Below are 19,677 nucleotides of genomic sequence, written 5' to 3' on the forward strand. Positions count from 1 at the left end.
TGTCACCGATCATGCAAAACTGATCCACTTGGTATTATTCGCACATTTTTGTACGGATAATTTATGTTAACCAAGGAGATATTTGTGGATATTCATGTTCGCTTTGCACAAGGACAAAGCCTTCGAAAAATTGCCCGTGAATTGGGCATATCCCGTAACACCGTAAAACATCATTTACAACAACAGACAATGCCAACTTATGCTAAAAGAAGTCAACAACCGACTAAATTAGCACCCTTTAAACCTTATTTGCTTCATCGAATTGAACTGGCTAAACCTGATTGGATCCCTGCAACAGTCTTATTTGATGAAGTAGTTGAAAGCGGCTATCAAGGCGGTATTGCTCAATTACGCCGATTTGTTTGTCAATTTAAACCAAGCATTGTTCCCGAAGCTGTCGTCCGTTTTGAAACACAGCCAGGTCAACAAATGCAAATCGACTTCACCAGCATCCGGCGAGGTAAAAAATCACTAAAAGCGTTTGTTGCAACGCTAGGCTATTCGCGTGCGAGTTATGTAAAGTTCTTTGACAATGAACGAGCAGAATCGTGGCAACAAGGTTTACGAGAAGCTTTCGACTATTTTGGTGGTGTACCACAGGAAATATTGTGTGATAACGCAAAATCCCTCATCATCGAACGGGATGCTTATGCAGAAGGTGAACATAAATTACATGTCGAAATGCTTCAAATGTCGAAAGATTACGGGTTTAAATTGTGTGCTTGCAAGCCCTACAGGGCAAAAACTAAAGGGAAAGTAGAGCGCTTTAACCACTATTTAAAAAACAGCTTTATCGTACCATTAAATACCGACCTTCGTGCTCATAATCTTGAACTGGATATTGAGATAGCTAATGCAAGAGTGGGGCCCTGGTTACAACGCGTTGCCCATCAGCGGATTCATGGAACAACGTTAGAGAAGCCAGCAGATAGACTAGCTAAGGAAGTTAAGTATCTTCTACCCTTACCAGCAAGGGTTTGCCAATCTATCCCGCAGACTGATACGCTTAATATCCGTATCGTACCGCCCCTTGAATCTGTCAGTTTGCAACACTCAATCAGCGTATACGAAGCATTGCTGGGAGGTGAACATGTTATTGCATGAACAAATTGAACACCTGTGTGAGTCATTGAAATTAAATTCTATTCCGACTCATTGGTCATCACTTGCCGAACAATGCATTGCCCAAGACAAAAGCTACGGAGAGTTTTTACTGTCCCTATTAAAATGTGAGCAACAACAACGAGATGAACGAACCCGTAATCTTTTGAGTCGGATGGCAGGATTCCCAGCACATAAAGAACTTAATACGTTCGATTTTAAGTTTGCAACGGGGATCCCCAAACAACACATACAGGAATTAAGCGCATTAACGTTTATTGAACGTAATGAAAATGTCGTGTTGCTTGGCCCAAGCGGTGTAGGCAAAACGCATTTAGCTATTGGGTTAGGATTAAAAGCAGTACAGGCCAAGAAGAAAACCCGCTTTACCACGGCAGCTGAACTGATGTTGCAACTCTCAACTGCCAAACGACAAAATAAGCTCAAACAATATCTATCACGTTCGGTGATGGCCCCGAAATTGTTGATTATCGATGAGATTGGATACCTGCCGTTTGGGCGAGAAGAAGCAAACCTGTTTTTCAATGTGATTGCCAAGCGTTATGAGCATGGCAGTGTCATATTGACGAGTAACTTATCATTTGGGCAATGGCCAAATGCTTTTGCTGATGACGCAACATTAACTGCCGCTATGCTTGATCGTTTACTTCATCATTCGCATGTACTGCAATTAAGCGGTGAAAGCTATCGATTGAAAGATAAGCGGCGCTCAGGAGCAATGACTGAGTAAAAGTGGATCAATTTTGATTGATCGGATTTAGCTAAAAAGTGGATCAGTTTTCGGTGATCGTTGACACCTTAAGATGCAATAGTCTGTTTTATTCTATTTTTGGTGGATTGGATAAAGTCAAGAAACTGAGTGCGGCGCATTTTAAGTTGATTAATATCTTCCCCATGATTTTTTCTATACAACCTGTTTACAATTAACTGTCCTCCCTCTGGGAAATCAGAACAGTAGCTGACAAAATCAACCCAATCACGTCCTGTACAATCAAGGTGGCCTATAAGTTGCCATTTGTATGCAGGGTCAAAAGATTCACGTTGCAAAGTGGCATAATGCACGGGTGCGGTAACTGACTTAATTTCAATAACACCATCATTTCCAACTAATCCGTCTGGGCTATCGCCATAATCACCACAATCAAAAAATCCGCCATTGGTTACATCAAAAAAATTTGTTTCTTCGTATAGCCTTCTGGCGATTGGCTCCTGTTCGTGTCCGCGTAACATGTGGTCATTAGTGAAACTAAATTCTGATTTTTTCTCTGTTATAATTTCTAGCGCAATTTGTAACGCATATCGCTTTGCCGGTTCGCCAAAAGCTTTTCCCTGGTTGGCCATAAAACAGTTAAATTGCGATACAGTAACTTTTCCTAAACGAAGCGCATCCCACACTTCCGTATTTTGCTGCACATCATGCCATTGCATTAGCGCACTCCTTCGTGAGACGTTCCTGGTCTTCCGGCGACATCTCAACATGTGCTAATACTTTTTCTAGCGAGCCAGTATTCAGATAACTTTGTTTGGCTCTTTCCCATGATTCTACTTTGCTTGGCGTTAATATTTTTTTCTTGATGATAGCGGGGTATATTCTTAAACCATCGACATATTCCTGTCGATTTTTTACCCGCTCAACGCAAATCATGACTTTCACATTTTGCCAATCTTCAAGAAACGGCGAACCGGTTATTTGTCTAACCATTTTGCTATTAGTCGCATTGAGAATCATTGGCTTAACTGCCTCGTCGGGTCTAATTTCTTTCTCTTTAAAATAAGCCGTGTTAAAAACATATTTTGTTCTTCTGGTCTTATCCGGTTCAAATAAAACCTCAGAGATGGTTAATACTGTTGGTTCAACAATATCGGCGCTGCTCAAATAAGGTGAATCGAACGCCTTTCTATAATGCGTTTTTTCTGTCATTAAGCTGGCACCTCGTAGTAAGCATCACGGCATCGCATCAGATATAAAATTTGTTCAACTTTCTGGGTAACGTCGTACAAGACTTCATCGAATCCGTCGGTAGTTTCCAGTGCCAGTAACCATGCGTCGTATTCATCTCCTTTATCTGCATCGGCGAGTTTTTGAGCAAGATAAGCGTTGGTTAAACTTTCGTATAAATACTCGCCGCCCGGCTGACAGAATTCTGCTTCTTCAAACGTTAATTTTTTCAGCGCCCGAAGAATTTCATTTTCAATTTGAATGTCCATGCTGCTTCCTTCTTCGGCGATAGTGGTTATTAATCCTAGCTTACATTGCTTATTCAGCTACTTTGTAGCTTATGTCATCATTTCTCATGACATATTCGTATTGTGCAGCTAAATTCACTAACTCGAATGGTAATAACTTAAGATTAGAGTATTTTTCTAATGCCAATTTCCATGCTTGATATCGACAGCCCATAGTTTTTTGAGTAAGTAATTTTGCAACATCACCGTCACGCAAAGATTCGTACAAATCTTCCGCATCTTCGATACAAATTTCTTTTTCTTCTACAGATAACTTATCTACAGCATTAAATATCGAATTTTTTGTTAATGTTTCCATTATTGAACCTTTGAGTTGGTGTATGAAAATATTTGTAATGAATGCACCTCTATCTATAAGAAGTGCATTGGTTATAAATATTTTATAGTGCATCATTGCCGCCCATCCTAGGCCCGCCGAGCACCCGACGCAGGGTTTAAAGTCGCGCCGTTCGACTATATTTAAAAAATTACCTGTACACCTATCGGTGTACGCTAGTTCAATTTGTTAAAGAGCAGTTCCGCAGCAAACGCTGGCTATGGATTTTTATTCAAATTTCTTGCTTGGTTCACAACCCAAGCCATTTAAGCCAAGCGTCACGTTCTTCTGCGGGACGATTAAAGTAGGCTTCTCGGACTATGCGATTGAATTCAGCGAGGTATATCCACGTTTCGCTTACCCGTGAATTAGGTTTGTTAGGGTCTTGAAAATCCACCACAGGTAATTTTTCTCGTTTAATCATCACTCTCACGGCTTCATCTGTCTTACCGATCAACTCGGCAAACTTTTCTATCGTTACCGCATCAACGGGATATTGCCCTGTGTAGTCACTCTTAATCATTCGTGCCTCATATATTTCAGACCCTTCTAGACCGCTGTAGACCGTTCCTGACCTTTTAAACATCAAAAAATAGAGCTTTAATCTGTTATGCTTAAACTGGGTGCATTTGCTTGAATTGACCTAATTTGTGGTGGATTTCTCGGCATTTGCTTAAGGTTCTTAAATAAGAAGCTTCTTTTTTTAGAAGCTAAGGTTGCTTCTTGTATGAGAAGCATGTCAAGAGATTATGCAAAAAAACTTTTTCAAATTAGAAAAGCTGAAGGAATGACTCAAAAAGCTTTTTCTGAATTAACAGGAGTCTCATTGGGGACAATTCAAAAATATGAAACAGGGCATCAACAGGCGCGGGCTGAAATCATGGAGCGTGTATTAGATGTTGAACAATTTGAAAAATATTCATTATGGTTGACTATCAATAAAGTCGCGCCATCAGCCGGACAAATTGAACCGGCTTTCTCTCTCAGTGGCTCAGAGGTCTCGGAGAAGAAGGATCAAAGAAAATCGTTCCATACGAAGGAGAATGGATGTTAGCACTACATGATTTTTGGATGGTGAGTGAAACAATAGTTATCTAACTAAAAGGGATTTTTTCGCCTCATATAGCTATTAATTACAGATAGTTATAATAGATATCAAGATATCACATTATCATTATATCTTGATATCTAAATTCTATCTTGATATAGTGATATCTTTATATAAGGATAGCTAAGGTAGAAGTTCTTATGATTTATGCTGTAGTTAATACAAAAGGTGGAGTAGGGAAAACAACTACCGCAGTTCATTTAGCTACAATGCTATCCCGAAACGGTAAAGTCCTACTGATTGATGGTGATCCACAAGCAAGCGCCGCTAGTTGGGCAGCTTGGCGTAGGGATAACCCAATCTATACTCCTAGCCCCACAACTACTTGTCTTACAGGAAAAGCCATACTTAATGAAGGAAAAGCATTAGCTTTGAATTTCGATCATACCGTTGTTGATGTTGGAGGGCGTGACGCTTCGGGATTACGCTCTGCTTTATTGCTAGCTGATATGGCTATTATACCTATTGGGGCTTCTAATCTCGACGCAGCAGCGATGGCAGATATGTTAGAAATTTTAGAATTAGCGAAAGATTACAATCCTAACTTAGACGTGCGAGTGTTGCTGACTCGCGTAGATCCAAGAACGAAAGATACAAAAGAGATGTTAGATTTTTTAACTGAGCAAAACATTACGGTACTTAAAAGTTATGTTTGTGAGCGTGTAGCTTTTCGTAGAGCAATCGGAGATGGAGCAACAGTATTTGAATTTGGAAAAGACAGCGCGGCGATAAAAGATATTGAATCATTTTTCGCGGAGGTTAAAAAATGAAAAAGAAACCGGATTTAAAGCTGTTTAAAGATCCTGAAAATTTTCTGAATGGAGGTGCAGCTGATATAGCTGAAAAGGATTACACGGTTAAATATAAAGGTAAAATTTCAGAAAAAAAATCAACACAACAAAAGATATTTCGGTTATCAGTTGAAGTTTCAAATGCTCTTAAGCTTTATATTGCTCAATCTCAAGCAAATACAGGAATTAGGATGACAGAAACAGAAATAGTAGAAAAACTATTAAGAGAGTATTTAAATTTAAAATGATATCAAGTTATCTAACTATCTTGATATCAAGATATCTAATTTAAAATCAATTAATTATTTTTTAAGAAATTAATTTACTTAACAATGTTTTTTTAAGCTTATAGACCTCTTTCTTCCCTTTTTCTCTCTTACGGGAAGCTTCAGCTTGTGGGGTGTTTTGATTACGGTTTTTGAAAGTGACTTTGTCTGTAGAATTATCTAGAAAGATTTCATAATCTGGAAGGTCATTTGTTACACATAGATTTTTAACTAATCTTTTAAATTCTCTTTTATTTGATGAGCTACCTGTTTTTAAATGAAGTTTTTCTAAACTAATTAAAAATTCAGACTGACTACCACAATGTTTACGTGCTATTTCGTACAATCGCCTATCTATTGCTTTACGGATACGAAAATAATCAGGACTAATTTTTAACACTTTAGTTTTAGTGATTGCTTGATAGAGCCAATCAGGTAAAGTTACCTCTACCATACCTATATCTAATTTACCTTTTTTTTCTTCTAAAATTCTAGCTTTTTCAATCAATCCAAAGATAACAGTTTCTTCTTTATCTTCTGAATATATTATATTAGTTTCAATAGTAGTACCTCTCAGCCTTAGCAAGGCTTTTTTTAATTCTCGATAACCAATACCACTAGTACTTCGATTAGTAGTTACAAAAAAATCATAGGGAGTAAAAGTAATAGTACGACTAATCGGCAATCCGCTATTGATAGCTTCTTGCAATTTTGAAATAACATAAATCCAAATATCCTTATCAAAAACAGTGGCTAATCCATCAGATGTGGGTTTTATTTTTACAGTAACATTTTCATTTTTATACTCTCTTGTTTTTGTGTCTCCTCCCTTTAACGCAAAAAATGGATGCTCCATGCTTGCTACTTCATCTCTAAAGCTGCAAATACCTACCTCATCTGCAATAAAAAATTGCAATTCCTTGTGTTTATGTGGACGTAATGTCTTCATTTTATTTGTATAATTAGCCACAGCCTTGATCCTGTCATAGTTAGGATTATTGGTTAGAGCTTATTAAGTGATAGCACACCTAATAAGCTCGTCATAAAAATCTTTTCGTAACTTACACACACGCATTATATAGTAATTTACACACAAAGACACGTAATTTACACACAAAAACGCTTTATCTGACAAAAAAATTGGGGATAACTAAAATTCTATTCGTAATTTACACACATTCTATTCGTAACTTACACACAAAGACACGTAATTTACACACAAAGACACGTAATTTACACACAGATGGTCGATAAAAAATAACCATATATCATATACTTAAACCTATCTTTTTTTCTCTTAACTGTTTTAACTTATACATAACTATATTTAACTACGCGCGCGCGAAGCTTGACTGTGGATAACTTTTCTTGGCGATCGACACAGGAGGGTTTGGTGTGAACGTGCTAAATGTAACATCTGATGCTCTTCCGCTTCCTCGCCAAGACAGACTCGCTTTGCTCGCTAATCTTGGCTTGCGGCGAGCGGTGAGGGTTAAAATGAAATGACTATCGGAAATCCTAGCTTAAAATCGATTTTAAGCAGCCTAGAACGCTCTGTACGACGTTTTCACCTTCAAGACAAACAAAACCCACCACTTCAACCATCGCGCTGTAACCTCTTTTTGTCTTCGACCGTCGCACACCTGTGTTGCTGCAAAGCCCGTTAAAACCAAAACCCGTCTATCAGGGCGGCGCAAGCGCCTTAAGGTCAACAACAGTCGCAGTTCGCACTGCTCACTGCTCCAACCCACAGCTTTGTATTGCTTAAGAAAATCAGTTACAATTAACAAAAAATGAGGAACATCACTTATGGCCCAAGTTGCATTTGATACACAAGAGTTCGTCGAGACATTAGAGAACGCAGGCATTACGAAAGAACATGCTAGGGCTATCTCTCTTGCTGTACGGAAATCTCACGAGGTAGCCGATGTAGCAACGAAAGCTGATATTGTTGAGTTGAAACATGAAATTGCAGAAGTAAATCGGAATGTTGCAGATGTTCGCAAAGATTTATCTGTTGAAATTGCAGATGTTCGCAAAGATTTATCTGTTGAAATTGCAGATGTACGCAAGGACATGGAGCATCGCTTTGAGAAAGTTGAAACACAAATAACTGATGCAAGGAAGGAAGCCGCGGCTCGTGCTGATAAAACTGATGCAAAGATAGCCCTGTTGCACAAAGATATTGAAAGTATATCAAACAAGCTAATCATTAAAATGGCTAGTATTATGGCTGCTATTGTCGGGCTTGCAACAGCCATCATTAAACTGGTTTAAATTGATTAATACTAAAACCGCCTGTAAGACTTTCTGCGGCATTTAAATTCAAAAGTGCTACATTGGGTTACCTATATCAAAAAAACACCGTAGAGGGCTTTATAGGTGCCTTAAAATCGATTCCTGATGCCTACTCGAAGTCAAATCTGGCACTGAACGCGATAACACTCATCAGTTAACTGGAAAATATTTGTATATACTAGCCAGTGAAACTCCATACAGTAATGCCAACTGTTTTCTAGTATTGCCGGCCTCAAGTAATTTTTTAGCCTGCTGTTGCTGTGCCGAAGATAATGAGCAAGGTCTACCGCCGATGCGCCCTTTGCTTCTCGCTGCGGCCAAACCTGCCTTAGTACGCTCAACAATTAGCTCGCGCTCCATTTGTGCCAACGCACTCATCACGTGAAAGAAAAAACGACCTGCTGACGAAGAGGTGTCGATAGAATCCGTCAAGCTGTGAAAATGAATGCCTTTATCTTCCAGTTCAGAGATTAAGCCGATTAAATGTTTGATGCTGCGCCCCAGCCTATCGAGTTTCCAAACAACTAAGGTATCGCCCGTTTTTAAGCAATTTAAAGCGCGTTTTAATCCGGGTCTCTGGTCTGTTTTTCCGCTGATTTTATCCTCAAAAATCTGTTCACAATTTGTACAAATAAGTGATTTTCGCTGTAAATCGGTGTTTTGGTCATTTTTTGACACCCTCATATAGCCTATTTTTGCCATTTTATCCCCGTATAATCCCTCTTAAAGCCTTGTCATCGCTGGTTTTGGGCAAAATATTAGCTAAATTCCCGATTTAATAAAACCTTGGTTTAACGGAAACGGTAGATTGTGCAAAAAATGCCACACCCAATCAGCGTAAAATTAACGGCAAAACTCTCACTCAGGATGTGCAGCTAACTGCCACAGATGTTCATGCTGTTACACCCGAAGTATTGCGTGTCGAAATCCCGGTAGGTATTCCCCTGCCTTGGCCTGCTGAAAGAGCGCCGACCGGTTGGTTTATCTGCAACGGTGAGCCATTCGATAAGAAAAAATACCCGCTTTTAGCACTCGCCTATCCATCAGGAAAACTCCCTGATTTACGTGGTGAGTTTATTCGTGGCTGGGATGCTGGGCGAGGCGTGAATCCTAGGCGTAAGGTTTTATCGTCTGAAACTGCATCACTCGAGCGCCACGCTCATGGTTATCGGGACAGGTATTATGTTGAAGATGATGGTCCACTAGGCCACGCAAACAATAAAGAAAAAATGCCTGTAGGGTATAATGCAGATACAGGTTCACGTGCTACGGATGGAGATAATGATTCTTTTCTATTCATTGACAAAACAACGTCTAATGCAGGCGGTAGCGAAACCCGCCCGCGAAATGTCGCGTTTAACTACATTGTCAGGGCGGCCTGATAATGTTGAGTTAGTAGCAAACCAGCTCCCATGTTCTCGGCGCTTTAATCCCTGTTCTGGTATAATCTGCACTGATAATTAACGATTTTCCGACTATTTCGACATAAGTACCTAAATTGCCCTCGGGAGCAATACCTTTGTATTTTACCGTCGCGTTTGCCGAGAAAATGGCATGAGGGACGGGACAAGGTAAAGATACCGTATAAATCTGTCCGGCATTGAGTGGTGGTGTGATGCCCCATTGTCTGATAAGGCCGCTGTCACCACATTTCCACCATCCATTCGTAGCGAGGTGAGCTGTATTTTTTGCTCCTCGATTGTTAATCTGCATATTAAGCCAGCTGCTTAACGCCCCGCCCCAAATAGGGCCAGTTACATCACCATTTTCTTGATAAACCGCGGTTCTGCCGCCCCATGAGATATGCAAATTGCTATGAGTATTGATGGTTCCATCAATTTCTACACTCTTTAACCAATGCAATCGATCATTATTCCAGGAAGCTACTTTTGCATTATTAGCATAAAATGCCACGTTGCCATCGCCATTAGCCCGTAATCCTGAATCGTTATCGCCGATATGCACAGATTGGGTCACATGGAGGTTGCCATTGACGCTACCACCCGTTCGTTTATCCAGTGCATTTTTTGCACAATCTACCGTTTCCGTTAAACCAAGGTTTTATTGAATTCAGAATTTAGCTAATATTTTGACCAAAACCAGGCATAATAAGTCTTTTAGAGGAAGGTTAAGGGGCTAAAATGGCAAAAATAGGCTATATGAGGGTGTCAAAAAATGACCAAAACACCGATTTACAGCAAAAATCCTTGATTTGCGCAAATTGTGAACAGATTTTTGAGGATAAAATCAGCGGAAAAACAGACCAGAGACCCGGATTAAAACGTGCTCTAAACGCACTGAAATCGGGTGACACATTGGTGGTCTGGAAGCTGGATAGACTGGGTCGCAGCATTAAACATTTGATTACTTTAATATCCAAACTTGAAGATGAAGGCATTCATTTTCATAGTTTAACGGATTCTATCGACACCTCTTCGTCAGCAGGTCGTTTTTTCTTTCATGTGATGAGTGCCTTGGCGCAAATGGAGCGGGAGCTTATTGTTGAACGTACTCAGGCAGGTTTGGCTGCAGCGAGAAGCAGAGGACGAAGAAAAAAAACCGCTTTACCACGACGGCTGAACTTATGTTGCAACTCTCAACTGCAAAACGACAAAATAAGCTCAAACAATATCTATCACGTTCGGTGATGGCCCCGAAGTTATTGATCATAGATTAGATTGCATATCTACCGTTTGGGCGAGAGGAAGCAAACCTATTTTTCAATGTGATTGCCAAACGTTAGCAAAGACTTGAAAAATTTAGTGGAGTGTGAGACTAAAGAGACTGTATTTATTTAAGGGGGATAATAATGAGTGAATTTTCGGGAAAGGATTTATATCAAATAAAAATCACACTAATTGATAGTAAACCACTAATTTGGCGACGTTTGATCGTTCTGAAGACAATACCTCTTGATGAACTACACATGGTTATACAATTAGCTATGGGTTGTACAAATGATCATTTGTACAGTTTTGAAAAAGGAGATTTGCGATATGGAATGATTATGGACGATTTTAAAGAAACATATCTGCAAGATAGTACAGGTGTGCCTTTGAGCAAACTCCTTCGTAAGAAAGGAGAAAAAATGGTTTACTTATACGATTTCGGAGACAACTGGGATCATTGCATTTTGCTTGAAGAATCATCATTGCCTGATCAGGAATTACTCCAGCTCCCCATCTGTATAAAGGGAGCGGAAGCCTGCCCATCTGAAGACTCTGGGGGGCTTTGGGGATATTACCAAAAGCTCAAAGATATTCAAGATGTTGATAATCCAGAGCGTGAAGAATTACACGAGTGGCTAATGTGCGACATAGCTGAACGAGCATATGACCTTAAAACTATCAATCAGCGGTTGATTAATTTTTACTCTTGAAATATACACATGGAGTGTCCATAGTTCAAAAGGTAGCATTTTAAGTGCTACCTCTGAGACTAAGGTGAGAACATGAGTGCTCTATTGACGAGCAGTTTGGTTAATAAATATTCGCTATTTTGCCCTCGCTGGGACACAGCATCAAGAATTTAATCGGTTTAATCTCTGAATTGAAAGATAAAGGGATTCATTTTCATAGTTTGACAGATTCTATCAACATCTATTCGTAAGTAGGGCGTTCTTTTATGTGATGAACGCTTTGGGGCTAATGGAGCTTACAGCGGCGAGAAGCAGAGAGAGCGTATCGGCGGTAGGTCTTGCTCATTTATCTTATGTATAGGAACAGTAGGCTCAAGAATTACTTGAGTCCTGCCATAGTAGAAAAAAGCTTGTATTACTTTATCTAGTTTCATCGGCCATCATCTACAAATATTGTCCCGTTGATCGTACCACTAGAACAGACCAAAGTGCCTCCGATGAAAAATAACAGTGTAATTCCGTTGCACTGATGGAAACAAGAGTAGCTCACCATTTATCGCACGTTTTGGCTTCAAATATCGCACGCCGCATCAATGTAATTTAAAATTCATGCGCTCGGTGAGTAATAACGCACTATTAATGCCACTGCTTTCGGAATAAACCGTCCCCGTAAACGGATACATCGAGCCGTGTGAACCCGCGCACCAAAAGAGCGCATCGAGTGGCAAGCGGGCTTCGCTGGCAATCGCATCGGCAGCACAGGCTAACTGGGCAATACTGTTGCCAAACAGCATTGCCTCTGGATTGGTAAAGAGCGCCAGATTGTCGTCCATCCACATCGGGTCAAGTTCCGAGAGATAGCCAATGTCATATTCCCCGCCTTGCATGCAGCCGATGGTGGTTAAGATATTAAGCCAGCTGATAAGCGGATATTTGTACCAGTGAACGTGGTACATGCCGCCTGGATTTTCATTCGCGCCTTTGGTGCCTTTTCCCATGCCAATTTGTCCTATCGGAATGGTGAAACCACCCATATTGACCATACACATCGGTGAGCGCGTCACATCGGTCATGGCAAACGGCTCCCAGAAACCTATCGCAAGACCAATACGCTGAAATAACGGCGGTGACGCAGGACATAGCTGAATCGGTGATGAAGGATTACGCGTATCCGGTAGACTACTGCTATTTAAACTGATATCACCAAGGCTGATTGGAAACAGACAACGCCAGCAGATATCGGTAATGGGATTAACCCAGCGACCCTCACACAACGATGCTTTTGCTAGCATCGGATTGAGTAGTAAAAAAGCAAACAATAAGTGCAAGCGTCGCGTTTTCATCATTTGCCTCGCTTCGCTTTTTCAACAGCAGCTAATAACGTTTTTTCATCGACCACACCGGTTAATATTGAATTATTCTGTGCAACGGGGTTTTCGCTACTAGCAATAATTAACGCGGGTAATGTTTGTATATTAAATTGCTCAGCAAAAAATGCGATCGTTGTTGCCAGTTTTTCGTTAGCATTTTGAAAACCCCTAAGTTGAGATTCTTTGTCCAGCAAAGGAACACCGTTTTTTCTAAAGCTCTCATCAATACTGATGCCACTAAATAAATCCGCGTAATAATTTAAAAATGCTACTTCGCCACCATTTAGCCATACCATCAATTCGGCTTGCGCCGCCAACAACGATTGTTTTGACTCATCTGGCAGATTTTTAAAAACAAATCGAATATCAGGGTGGTTTTTGGCTAACTTTAAAATCATCGGCGCCATCTTTGCGCAGTCGGCACATTGATAGTGATAAAGCACCATGACCCTGACTTTGCCAGCAGGATTGACAACAGGGGTAATATCACCCTTATCACTGTCGTAATATTCCCCAAGCATTTTTAGATTTTCTAGCCCTGTTAACTCCTCTGCCAATGAAATGATTGGCAACAAAAATGCACCCAGTAGTGATCCGATAATGAGATGTTTGTTCATTATTCCCTTTTCTCCATTTTGCGTGTTTTGGAGTTTCATTGTACCGCAACCTCGGTTATCCGTAGCAAGGATTGATTTGGCATTTCATCCACGACACTGGGTAATTTCTCAATGCCAAACCGGTTAACCAAAACGCCACCTTGGTCAAAGTAGATACGCTGATTTAAGGTCTTTGCCGTGGTTTTTATATTTCCGTTCACCAAAATGATTTTTTGGATGGCAGTCTTGGGTTTTTGCGCCACGACCCAGGCAAGTTGTTTTTCGTCATCGCCATCGATGAAATAAAGCGTTTCATTAAAAGGGGTGATATCAAAGGGGGTTATCTTCTGCCCTTTGCGCGCAAACACCGTGCCGTTGTGGTCACGAATATCTTTGGTGACGGTGAAACTGGGGTCAAACGTTCGTGTGGTATATTTTACCGCTTTGGTGAGTCCCTGCACCGGTTCAGGTCGCTCGGCATTTTTTGTTACCCGTTGCCGCCATTCCTGCTGAATTTTTTCCTCATTGCCTAAAAAGGCACTTTCCACCTGTTCTTTAATCACCGTCAGCAAATTTTGTTCGGCTATCGCCCAAACATCGCCAAACGTGCCGATTTCAGTGGCTAGACTTCCTGCACTGAAATTCATCAAAATACCGATACAAGGCAGCCACTTATTCATGGTTTTTCATTGCCTCGGCAATTTGTTGCTGGATATCAGCGGTTTTATCGACTGCCCCTGCCATCACCGCACTATTGACCAGTATTACAGTGTTACTTTTACTATTTTTTTCTAGTACCCGCTTTAAGGTGTTGTTATATCGTTCTATCAGCTGGTCTTTTTTCTCATCTGACAAGTCCAGTTTGCTGACCTGCAGTAAAAAGCGATCAGGGGTCTTTTTCATATCAAAGGTGATAATGTTCGTCCGAGGACAAAGACAGTGGTGTACGGAAATCATCAGCAGAGCACTTAATAAGCTCCCCGTGATAAAATTGATGATGGCGGTCTTTTTCATGCGGCTATGCCTTTGAGTAATGCGACTATTTTTTGCATTTATTTGTACTCCAAAAACAGTTAATCGATATGACAAACGCTAACTAAAGCCTTATCCCATGACATACCTAGGTAATACCCCGAATACTTGTTGAAATCATGAAAAACTCAGTGGTCATCGCAACTACCAGCACCACCTGAATCACCCAGCGCCACCTTGACTGCGGATGTAACTTGAGAAGCACACACAACAATGCGATGATTATCAACGCCATGATGATTATGATGTCCAATTCACACCACCTCTCTCATGGTTTCACCTGCTTTAATTTCGCCAATAACGCAGGGTCTTTTTGTTGCGCCATTTCAAAAATAATGTCATTGATGCTTGCCCCTTCCTTTAGGCGTTTTTCCCGATAGGTGAAGTCGTCACCTCGGGAAGAGAAAAGCTCATTACTTAACGGGTCGAGCATCAATCGATGAAAACTGCTGTAACCGCCCACACTTAAATGCACGGCACTAAATCCGGCACGGCTGGCAGGGGGAAACTTTTGAATTAATGCCCACTCCATTTCGTTGAAGGTGGAAGGTTCTTCTTTCTGGAAGGTGGTAAAGGCTTTTGCATCCTGCATCAGCGTGAATTTAAAGCTGCTGTTGTCATAAGCGGCCAGCGCTGCCGTACTTAAATTTTTATCGCGGATGCTTTGTGTTACAGTGCCAAATGAGCCATTATGCCGACGGGCAGTACGGTAACCTTCTTCGATGAAATCGCGGACTTTAGGGCTTTTGGCATCCAGCAGTTTCCAGCCTTCATCAATGATGTTCATCTTGCGTAAACTGCGTGGCGTGTTGTACATCAGGTTTTCTGACCAGAGCATGAGCGTAAATAACACTGCCATGAGCAAATCCCGATTGGCTTTTAAGCCACCGAGTTCGGTGACCACAAAGCGCATATCCGGCTTTAAGGTCGGCTCACTGCTATTAAAGTATTTGCCGTATATCCCCTTGGTGGTGTATTTGTTTAGCAGTACCAGAATTTCATCAATGCGACCGGTGATACGGCTAGCCGTCTCGATTTTACCGCGATGTTTTTTTAGATAGTTAACGACATCATCAATACGCATATCCTGTTTTTTGTTAGGCCAGGATTCGGTGATGGCTTCGAGTATCAGTGATTCATGCACTTCATCCATCAATCCATTGGGGCTTACCAGAATGCACAACTGGTCACGAATGCGCTCAGCGCTCAAGGTGATATCGGTAATGTTGGCAAACGGATTAAAGCGCAAGGTTTCGCCGTTAATGTAGGTGCCCCCCACACTCTGGCAAAACGCCTTGTAGCTGTCACCGATATCAAAGATAGACAAATAACCGCCGCTATCTAATACCTGTCTGGCAATCGTTTGTGCCAACACCGATTTCCCTGCGCCGGAGGTGCCCGATTCAAACCAGTTGAAATTGGTATTGGGCAAACTTGCGTCAAAAATATCGAGAAACGCCAGTTGATGGCGGTAACTCGGGAAGACTATCCCTGCCTGACTGAGCTTGTTATCGGCGATAATCGGCATGAGATTGACCGCCTGAAAAGATTCGGCTCGTTGAATGGCTCCGGTTTTTAAGAAGTCTTTCCAGAGCTTCGGGTTATCGCCTACCGCAAAAGGTAGGTGCCCCAGGAAGTTACGCATCTGCATTAAATCCGCTCTGACCATATTAAGCCCCTGCATGGCAAACGCTTTTTTGGTGCGCTCCGCTTCTTTAGCGGCCTCCTCTTCATCATCACGACAAAAGAGCGTAACCCCGAAGTAATAACCGGACAGTGACGTCGCGGTGGACAGCAAGCCTTCGCGCAAACTCTTCCATTCCGCGTGCTGGCGTTTGGTTGAGGGGATATATTTGGCATAAGACGAGGAGACTTTCCGCTCCAAATCCAGAAACTGCTTATTGGCTTCACCCTGACTCCGTGACTGGTCTTCAGTTTGAATAATAAAACTCATCACAAATGGGCAGCGGATGCCGTTTTGCGGATTGAGTAAATTAGAAATGATGTTGCCGTTTTGCCAGAGGTAGTGCTCTCTGGGATTACTGTCGAGATTAAAGTGAATGGCTCGGGTGGAAAACGGGTTATCTTCTTCATTGCGCCCCGTGATTTCGACATACCCAGGCTTAAACCAGTAGCAGGTATTGTTCTGCACAATCTGCTGATTAATCGCTTTGTCTTCTATCCACTCTGCTAAATACGGCTTCAATCTTTCTGTGTCCAAATTAATCATTTCGCGCATCATCTGCAAAAAGCGGGTAATTGACGCATTGTCCGCATGAATATCCGAAGCATTAAGTGCACTTAACAGATTACGGCGGGTTTCACGGATTTTGATGATTTCCCTTTCCGTTACCCGCTTGCACGGCTGGCAGAACGCAAAAAACAGATGATAATCTCTGAGCGTCAACGGCAGATTTTGGGGATTGGCAAACTGATGGCGCGTCGCATCAAGATAAAACCCCTGCGTGATTTGATTGCATTCATCAGCACGATTGCCCTGCCAGCTAAAATCACGCAATCCGTTAGCTAATTTTTCATACACCGTTTGACTGGACAGTAAAATCACCTGTAGTGGCATATCGCGCGGTAGATTGTTTTTCACCAGTTCTTCGAGTGATTCGACCAGTTTTTCATTGGCACCGATTAGGGGCTGCGCTTCTAGCAAAAAGCCCAGTGAGTGCTGATTAATAAACAACTGATGGTCGCTGTCATAATCCCGATAGGGCAACAGATCGCGTAAATGCGGATAATCCATCGACTCGAGCTTTTTTGCCGTTTCACGGGTGGTGTCTTTTTCCATCAAGGCGTTGCCCACCAGTTCAATAATTTTGAGTGGATTGACGTGTTTTAACATCACACCTTCTCCACATTTGCCCAGCTGGACGGGGTGGTCACGAAATAAACCACTTCACCAGCATGAACGACTTCATCCGGTGAAACATAAGGCGCAATCCATGCACGCGTTATCCGCTCCACCTGCCGAGACGGTGCGCTGATTTCAGACAGACAAGGACTTGCCGGACAGGCAGTACTGGACTGTGTGAGGGCGTTATTCGTTAGCCAGCGTGAAGAAAGATTTTTAGCGGGTGACGGTAATGGGTTGTTTATGTTCTGAGGTCGTTCAGTTAAAAATGTTACAGCTGTTTGCATCGGGTTTAATTGAATTAAACGATAAGCCGATAGCGTAAATCCTTTAGCGGACTTGACGACCTCGCCTTTATATTGGGCGACTAAGTGACTGGCGGTATCGGTCATCGCATCCGCCTCGCTCATCCAGTAACCGGAGTCTTTGGCAGGTTTGCCAAATTCAAACTCACTATTCATGCCAGCGCAGCCGGAGAGCAACACAATGCTACTGATAAGCGCTATGCGATACTTCAACATAATGTTGAGTCCTTCTTGTTAGATTTTTTTTGAAAAACCCCGATAGCCAGCCTCAAAAAACTAAGCATTAAGGTGATAGCAAGTGACAGACGAAAAACAGGGAAAAGCAGGTCGGCGACCTTATCGAACGTTAAAACCACCGCCTCAGGTTCAAAGGGATAGGTCATTGAAAAATGACCGTTTAATGCAAACGCCACCGTGAGCCAAATAAACGTCATGGGAAAATAAAAACTGACATTCATTATCAGTTGCAAGCCATGCAGGGCGATTTTTTTAACGATTGACGCCTTTTGTTTAATCGGCAGCATCGCGGGGTTTTTTGTACTCACCCCATTAAGGAATGGATGTTTGATAATGGGTTTCTGCGCTAACGTATTCATCAGGTTATTCCTCTTTGGTTAATGGCGTCCGGTCGGAATTTCGACGAAAAAGACCGATAGCAAGCTGCAAAACACAAAGTATCAGCGTGATACAAAGCGACAAGCGAAAAACCTGTTCAAGCAGTTGCCAGCCGGCATCCATCACCTGGCTTACTTCGCTAAATTTAAACACTTCATCCGTTGATAAATGCCCCACATAAAAAAACATCATCGTTAACCAGAAAAAGATAACCGGTAAGTAAAAAAAGCCTTTTTTAACCTGTTGTAACGTGTGTTCAACGCACTGATTAATGTCGACGAGGATGTTTGTTGCGAATCGATTCATGGCTTTATGCCTCCGTGATTTGACGGTGGTTTTGTGGGTGTGACAAAATCAGATAAATCCATTGAGGCGGCACTGCCCAACTGGTTAAGCAGTTCCGGTGGCAGGTTGGTTTTCACGCTGTTGCTGACGTTTTTCGCCAGTTGGTGGGTGATTCGCTGACCTTTTTCGCTTCCAGGTCTTCAATAAATTCCGCCTTAAACCCTTTTTGGAAAACCACTTCGACACGATTCGCAGCGCCTATCGGGATAACCGGATGGTATTGCTCGGAGCGCTCAATGTAATAATCCGCCAGTTTATTGGCTGCGGTCGAAGCCCCGCTACCGAGCGCTTGTCTGGCGACCTCCTGAGTCGTAGCCTGATGAGTTGCCCCCATGCCGACGGTGGTATTGCCAATTTGCGAGAAGGCGTTACCCAACCCCCCTAGTGCACCCGCCCCAAAAGCCAGTCCCAGCATGGCACCATTGCGCATAACGGGTATGCCTTTAATGCCGTTTTTGCCATAAAAACCGACATGTCCTTCAACCACCTGGTCAATATGTTTGTTGTTGATGACACACGACAGGCGCTCAAGTCTCACTTCTGCCCGTTCGCTCGAAATCTCGCCCCAGGCCGATGCGGTGACAAAGCAGTGGGTTAATTTATCCAGCTTTTGATTGCCAGGCAGATGGGCAAGTCCCGTTAACTTAAACTGCATGGCGACTTTTTTTGTTTCGCCTTTCACCGACGCATTGGCATCCGCCCCTTCTAGCACGATGGCGGTTGAAAACGTCCCCGAGGGGACATAAAAACCGGATGAGGCTGTATTTTCTTTTTTCGGATAAGTAAAACGGGTACTTTCAAGCTGGCCTTTCGGTGGCAGGATAGCGATTTGCGAGGAATACTCTGTTTGACTTGCCCCTGGTGTCGGCCGGCTTTCCATTGCTTTTTGATTACTCTGTATTTCAGCCTGAAGCTGACCCACATTAGCCTTTAACTGGCTATTTTCGTTTTTAACCGCATCAAAATCACGCTTAATGCCCTGAATTTCTTTTAGCAACATGTCCATCGTCTGCCGATTCGCTTTTTCGCTTAGCTGCGCATCCGT

The 19,677-nt window shown here is 42.2% G+C and carries 25 protein-coding genes and 3 pseudogenes; 10 read left to right on the forward strand and 18 right to left on the reverse strand.

Annotation, left to right across the window (positions count from 1 at the left end; all coding sequences use genetic code 11):
* Positions 1-63: 63 nt before the first annotated feature.
* Positions 64-1,104 (forward strand): IS21 family transposase, encoded by a 1,041-nt coding sequence (istA, locus tag V3224_RS25300; protein ID WP_334471107.1) that lies wholly within the window; start codon positions 64-66, stop codon positions 1,102-1,104.
* Positions 1,091-1,852 carry an IS21-like element helper ATPase IstB gene (gene istB, locus V3224_RS25305; RefSeq protein WP_334467780.1) on the forward strand — a complete coding sequence of 254 codons (762 nt, stop codon included), beginning with the start codon at positions 1,091-1,093 and terminating at the stop codon, positions 1,850-1,852. The genes istA and istB overlap by 14 nt, the downstream gene beginning before the upstream one ends.
* 68 nt (positions 1,853-1,920) lie before the next feature.
* Here istB and V3224_RS25310 read toward each other — a convergent pair whose 3' ends face one another.
* The 5 genes from V3224_RS25310 to V3224_RS25330 all read right to left on the reverse strand — a co-directional run bounded on the left by V3224_RS25310 (position 1,921) and on the right by V3224_RS25330 (position 4,208).
* Positions 1,921-2,550 carry a YqaJ viral recombinase family protein gene (locus V3224_RS25310; protein WP_334473032.1) on the reverse strand — a complete coding sequence of 210 codons (630 nt, stop codon included), beginning with the start codon at positions 2,548-2,550 and terminating at the stop codon, positions 1,921-1,923.
* Positions 2,537-3,043, reverse strand: a complete 507-nt coding sequence (locus V3224_RS25315; RefSeq protein WP_334473033.1) for a hypothetical protein — start codon at positions 3,041-3,043, stop codon at positions 2,537-2,539. The genes V3224_RS25310 and V3224_RS25315 overlap by 14 nt, the downstream gene beginning before the upstream one ends.
* Positions 3,043-3,330: a hypothetical protein gene (locus V3224_RS25320; protein ID WP_334473034.1), complete on the reverse strand. Its 288-nt coding sequence runs from the start codon at positions 3,328-3,330 to the stop codon at positions 3,043-3,045. Before V3224_RS25320 ends, V3224_RS25315 begins: the two co-directional genes overlap by 1 nt.
* A 49-nt stretch (positions 3,331-3,379) precedes the next feature.
* Positions 3,380-3,763 (reverse strand): hypothetical protein, encoded by a 384-nt coding sequence (locus V3224_RS25325; protein ID WP_334473035.1) that lies wholly within the window; start codon positions 3,761-3,763, stop codon positions 3,380-3,382.
* A gap of 172 nt (positions 3,764-3,935) precedes the next feature.
* Positions 3,936-4,208 carry a Cox family DNA-binding protein gene (locus V3224_RS25330; RefSeq protein ID WP_334473036.1) on the reverse strand — a complete coding sequence of 91 codons (273 nt, stop codon included), beginning with the start codon at positions 4,206-4,208 and terminating at the stop codon, positions 3,936-3,938.
* Positions 4,209-4,421: 213 nt separating this feature from the next.
* On the opposite strand from V3224_RS25330, the gene V3224_RS25335 reads away from it, so the two are divergent.
* The 3 genes from V3224_RS25335 (at position 4,422) to V3224_RS25345 (ending at position 5,832) form a co-directional block, all read left to right on the forward strand.
* Positions 4,422-4,739 carry a helix-turn-helix transcriptional regulator gene (locus V3224_RS25335; RefSeq protein ID WP_334473037.1) on the forward strand — a complete coding sequence of 106 codons (318 nt, stop codon included), beginning with the start codon at positions 4,422-4,424 and terminating at the stop codon, positions 4,737-4,739.
* A gap of 194 nt (positions 4,740-4,933) precedes the next feature.
* Positions 4,934-5,563: a ParA family protein gene (locus tag V3224_RS25340; RefSeq protein ID WP_334473038.1), complete on the forward strand. Its 630-nt coding sequence runs from the start codon at positions 4,934-4,936 to the stop codon at positions 5,561-5,563.
* Positions 5,560-5,832: a hypothetical protein gene (locus V3224_RS25345; RefSeq protein ID WP_334473039.1), complete on the forward strand. Its 273-nt coding sequence runs from the start codon at positions 5,560-5,562 to the stop codon at positions 5,830-5,832. The genes V3224_RS25340 and V3224_RS25345 overlap by 4 nt, the downstream gene beginning before the upstream one ends.
* A 61-nt stretch (positions 5,833-5,893) precedes the next feature.
* Here V3224_RS25345 and V3224_RS25350 read toward each other — a convergent pair whose 3' ends face one another.
* Positions 5,894-6,799 (reverse strand): replication initiator protein A, encoded by a 906-nt coding sequence (locus V3224_RS25350; RefSeq protein WP_334473233.1) that lies wholly within the window; start codon positions 6,797-6,799, stop codon positions 5,894-5,896.
* Positions 6,800-7,659: 860 nt separating this feature from the next.
* Here V3224_RS25350 and V3224_RS25355 point away from each other — a divergent pair.
* On the forward strand, positions 7,660-8,127 hold the full coding sequence (locus tag V3224_RS25355; RefSeq protein WP_334473040.1) for a hypothetical protein: 468 nt from the start codon (positions 7,660-7,662) through the stop codon (positions 8,125-8,127).
* 171 nt (positions 8,128-8,298) lie between these two features.
* On the opposite strand, the gene V3224_RS25360 is transcribed toward V3224_RS25355, so the two are convergent.
* Positions 8,299-8,850 (reverse strand): recombinase family protein, encoded by a 552-nt coding sequence (locus V3224_RS25360; protein WP_334473041.1) that lies wholly within the window; start codon positions 8,848-8,850, stop codon positions 8,299-8,301.
* A gap of 167 nt (positions 8,851-9,017) precedes the next feature.
* Here V3224_RS25360 and V3224_RS25365 point away from each other — a divergent pair, with 167 nt between their 5' ends.
* On the forward strand, positions 9,018-9,530 hold the full coding sequence (locus V3224_RS25365; protein WP_334473043.1) for a phage tail protein: 513 nt from the start codon (positions 9,018-9,020) through the stop codon (positions 9,528-9,530).
* Between the two features lie 10 nt (positions 9,531-9,540).
* Here V3224_RS25365 and V3224_RS25370 read toward each other — a convergent pair whose 3' ends face one another.
* Entirely contained in the window at positions 9,541-10,125 is a 585-nt protein-coding gene (locus V3224_RS25370; RefSeq protein WP_334467938.1) for a gp53-like domain-containing protein, read from the reverse strand.
* A 164-nt stretch (positions 10,126-10,289) separates the two neighbouring features.
* Here V3224_RS25370 and V3224_RS25375 point away from each other — a divergent pair.
* From V3224_RS25375 to V3224_RS25385, 3 genes and pseudogenes are all read left to right on the forward strand, one after another.
* Positions 10,290-10,697 (forward strand): annotated as a pseudogene (locus tag V3224_RS25375) (recombinase family protein); the annotation flags it as partial.
* Between the two features lie 2 nt (positions 10,698-10,699).
* Positions 10,700-10,888: pseudogene (locus V3224_RS25380) on the forward strand (ATP-binding protein); the annotation flags it as partial.
* Between the two features lie 69 nt (positions 10,889-10,957).
* Complete coding sequence (locus tag V3224_RS25385; RefSeq protein WP_334470793.1) at positions 10,958-11,527, forward strand: plasmid pRiA4b ORF-3 family protein; 570 nt, start codon at positions 10,958-10,960, stop codon at positions 11,525-11,527.
* Positions 11,528-12,099: 572 nt separating this feature from the next.
* Here the strand turns inward: V3224_RS25385 and traU are convergent.
* The 10 genes and pseudogenes from traU to V3224_RS25435 form a co-directional block, all read right to left on the reverse strand.
* Positions 12,100-12,849 (reverse strand): annotated as a pseudogene (gene traU / locus V3224_RS25390) (conjugal transfer pilus assembly protein TraU); the annotation flags it as partial.
* Positions 12,849-13,493 carry a thioredoxin domain-containing protein gene (locus tag V3224_RS25395; protein WP_334472970.1) on the reverse strand — a complete coding sequence of 215 codons (645 nt, stop codon included), beginning with the start codon at positions 13,491-13,493 and terminating at the stop codon, positions 12,849-12,851. The gene V3224_RS25395 and the pseudogene traU, both read right to left, overlap by 1 nt.
* Before the next feature lie 35 nt (positions 13,494-13,528).
* Positions 13,529-14,152, reverse strand: a complete 624-nt coding sequence (gene traW, locus V3224_RS25400) for a type-F conjugative transfer system protein TraW (RefSeq protein WP_334472968.1) — start codon at positions 14,150-14,152, stop codon at positions 13,529-13,531.
* Entirely contained in the window at positions 14,145-14,486 is a 342-nt protein-coding gene (locus V3224_RS25405; protein ID WP_334472967.1) for a TrbI F-type domain-containing protein, read from the reverse strand. Before V3224_RS25405 ends, traW begins: the two co-directional genes overlap by 8 nt.
* A 106-nt stretch (positions 14,487-14,592) precedes the next feature.
* Positions 14,593-14,757, reverse strand: a complete 165-nt coding sequence (locus V3224_RS25410; RefSeq protein ID WP_334472966.1) for a hypothetical protein — start codon at positions 14,755-14,757, stop codon at positions 14,593-14,595.
* Between the two features lie 15 nt (positions 14,758-14,772).
* Entirely contained in the window at positions 14,773-17,358 is a 2,586-nt protein-coding gene (traC, locus tag V3224_RS25415; protein WP_334472965.1) for a type IV secretion system protein TraC, read from the reverse strand.
* Positions 17,358-17,888 (reverse strand): type IV conjugative transfer system lipoprotein TraV, encoded by a 531-nt coding sequence (gene traV, locus V3224_RS25420; RefSeq protein WP_334472964.1) that lies wholly within the window; start codon positions 17,886-17,888, stop codon positions 17,358-17,360. The genes traC and traV overlap by 1 nt, the downstream gene beginning before the upstream one ends.
* Positions 17,882-18,268: a hypothetical protein gene (locus V3224_RS25425; RefSeq protein ID WP_334472963.1), complete on the reverse strand. Its 387-nt coding sequence runs from the start codon at positions 18,266-18,268 to the stop codon at positions 17,882-17,884. Before V3224_RS25425 ends, traV begins: the two co-directional genes overlap by 7 nt.
* A gap of 4 nt (positions 18,269-18,272) precedes the next feature.
* On the reverse strand, positions 18,273-18,593 hold the full coding sequence (locus V3224_RS25430; RefSeq protein WP_334473044.1) for a hypothetical protein: 321 nt from the start codon (positions 18,591-18,593) through the stop codon (positions 18,273-18,275).
* Between the two features lie 112 nt (positions 18,594-18,705).
* A partial coding sequence (locus V3224_RS25435; RefSeq protein WP_334473229.1) for a TrbI/VirB10 family protein occupies positions 18,706-19,677 on the reverse strand: 972 nt, incomplete at its 5' end.

It is taken from the genome of Arsenophonus sp. PmNCSU2021_1 (assembly GCF_036919435.1).
GTDB lineage: Bacteria > Pseudomonadota > Gammaproteobacteria > Enterobacterales > Enterobacteriaceae > Arsenophonus > Arsenophonus nilaparvatae.

Bases quoted from the DNA above. Each gene is read 5' to 3' on its own strand.
- istA (WP_334471107.1), top strand. From the start codon at position 64: ATGTTAACCAAGGAGATATTTGTGGATATTCATGTTCGCTTTGCACAA.
- istB (WP_334467780.1), top strand. From the start codon at position 1,091: ATGTTATTGCATGAACAAATTGAACACCTGTGTGAGTCATTGAAATTA.
- V3224_RS25310 (WP_334473032.1), bottom strand. From the start codon at position 2,550: ATGCAATGGCATGATGTGCAGCAAAATACGGAAGTGTGGGATGCGCTT.
- V3224_RS25315 (WP_334473033.1), bottom strand. From the start codon at position 3,043: ATGACAGAAAAAACGCATTATAGAAAGGCGTTCGATTCACCTTATTTG.
- V3224_RS25320 (WP_334473034.1), bottom strand. From the start codon at position 3,330: ATGGACATTCAAATTGAAAATGAAATTCTTCGGGCGCTGAAAAAATTA.
- V3224_RS25325 (WP_334473035.1), bottom strand. From the start codon at position 3,763: ATGATGCACTATAAAATATTTATAACCAATGCACTTCTTATAGATAGA.
- V3224_RS25330 (WP_334473036.1), bottom strand. From the start codon at position 4,208: ATGATTAAGAGTGACTACACAGGGCAATATCCCGTTGATGCGGTAACG.
- V3224_RS25335 (WP_334473037.1), top strand. From the start codon at position 4,422: ATGTCAAGAGATTATGCAAAAAAACTTTTTCAAATTAGAAAAGCTGAA.
- V3224_RS25340 (WP_334473038.1), top strand. From the start codon at position 4,934: ATGATTTATGCTGTAGTTAATACAAAAGGTGGAGTAGGGAAAACAACT.
- V3224_RS25345 (WP_334473039.1), top strand. From the start codon at position 5,560: ATGAAAAAGAAACCGGATTTAAAGCTGTTTAAAGATCCTGAAAATTTT.
- V3224_RS25350 (WP_334473233.1), bottom strand. From the start codon at position 6,799: ATGAAGACATTACGTCCACATAAACACAAGGAATTGCAATTTTTTATT.
- V3224_RS25355 (WP_334473040.1), top strand. From the start codon at position 7,660: ATGGCCCAAGTTGCATTTGATACACAAGAGTTCGTCGAGACATTAGAG.
- V3224_RS25360 (WP_334473041.1), bottom strand. From the start codon at position 8,850: ATGGCAAAAATAGGCTATATGAGGGTGTCAAAAAATGACCAAAACACC.
- V3224_RS25385 (WP_334470793.1), top strand. From the start codon at position 10,958: ATGAGTGAATTTTCGGGAAAGGATTTATATCAAATAAAAATCACACTA.
- V3224_RS25395 (WP_334472970.1), bottom strand. From the start codon at position 13,493: ATGAACAAACATCTCATTATCGGATCACTACTGGGTGCATTTTTGTTG.
- traW (WP_334472968.1), bottom strand. From the start codon at position 14,152: ATGAATAAGTGGCTGCCTTGTATCGGTATTTTGATGAATTTCAGTGCA.
- V3224_RS25405 (WP_334472967.1), bottom strand. From the start codon at position 14,486: ATGAAAAAGACCGCCATCATCAATTTTATCACGGGGAGCTTATTAAGT.
- traC (WP_334472965.1), bottom strand. From the start codon at position 17,358: ATGTTAAAACACGTCAATCCACTCAAAATTATTGAACTGGTGGGCAAC.
- traV (WP_334472964.1), bottom strand. From the start codon at position 17,888: ATGTTGAAGTATCGCATAGCGCTTATCAGTAGCATTGTGTTGCTCTCC.
- V3224_RS25425 (WP_334472963.1), bottom strand. From the start codon at position 18,268: ATGAATACGTTAGCGCAGAAACCCATTATCAAACATCCATTCCTTAAT.
- V3224_RS25430 (WP_334473044.1), bottom strand. From the start codon at position 18,593: ATGAATCGATTCGCAACAAACATCCTCGTCGACATTAATCAGTGCGTT.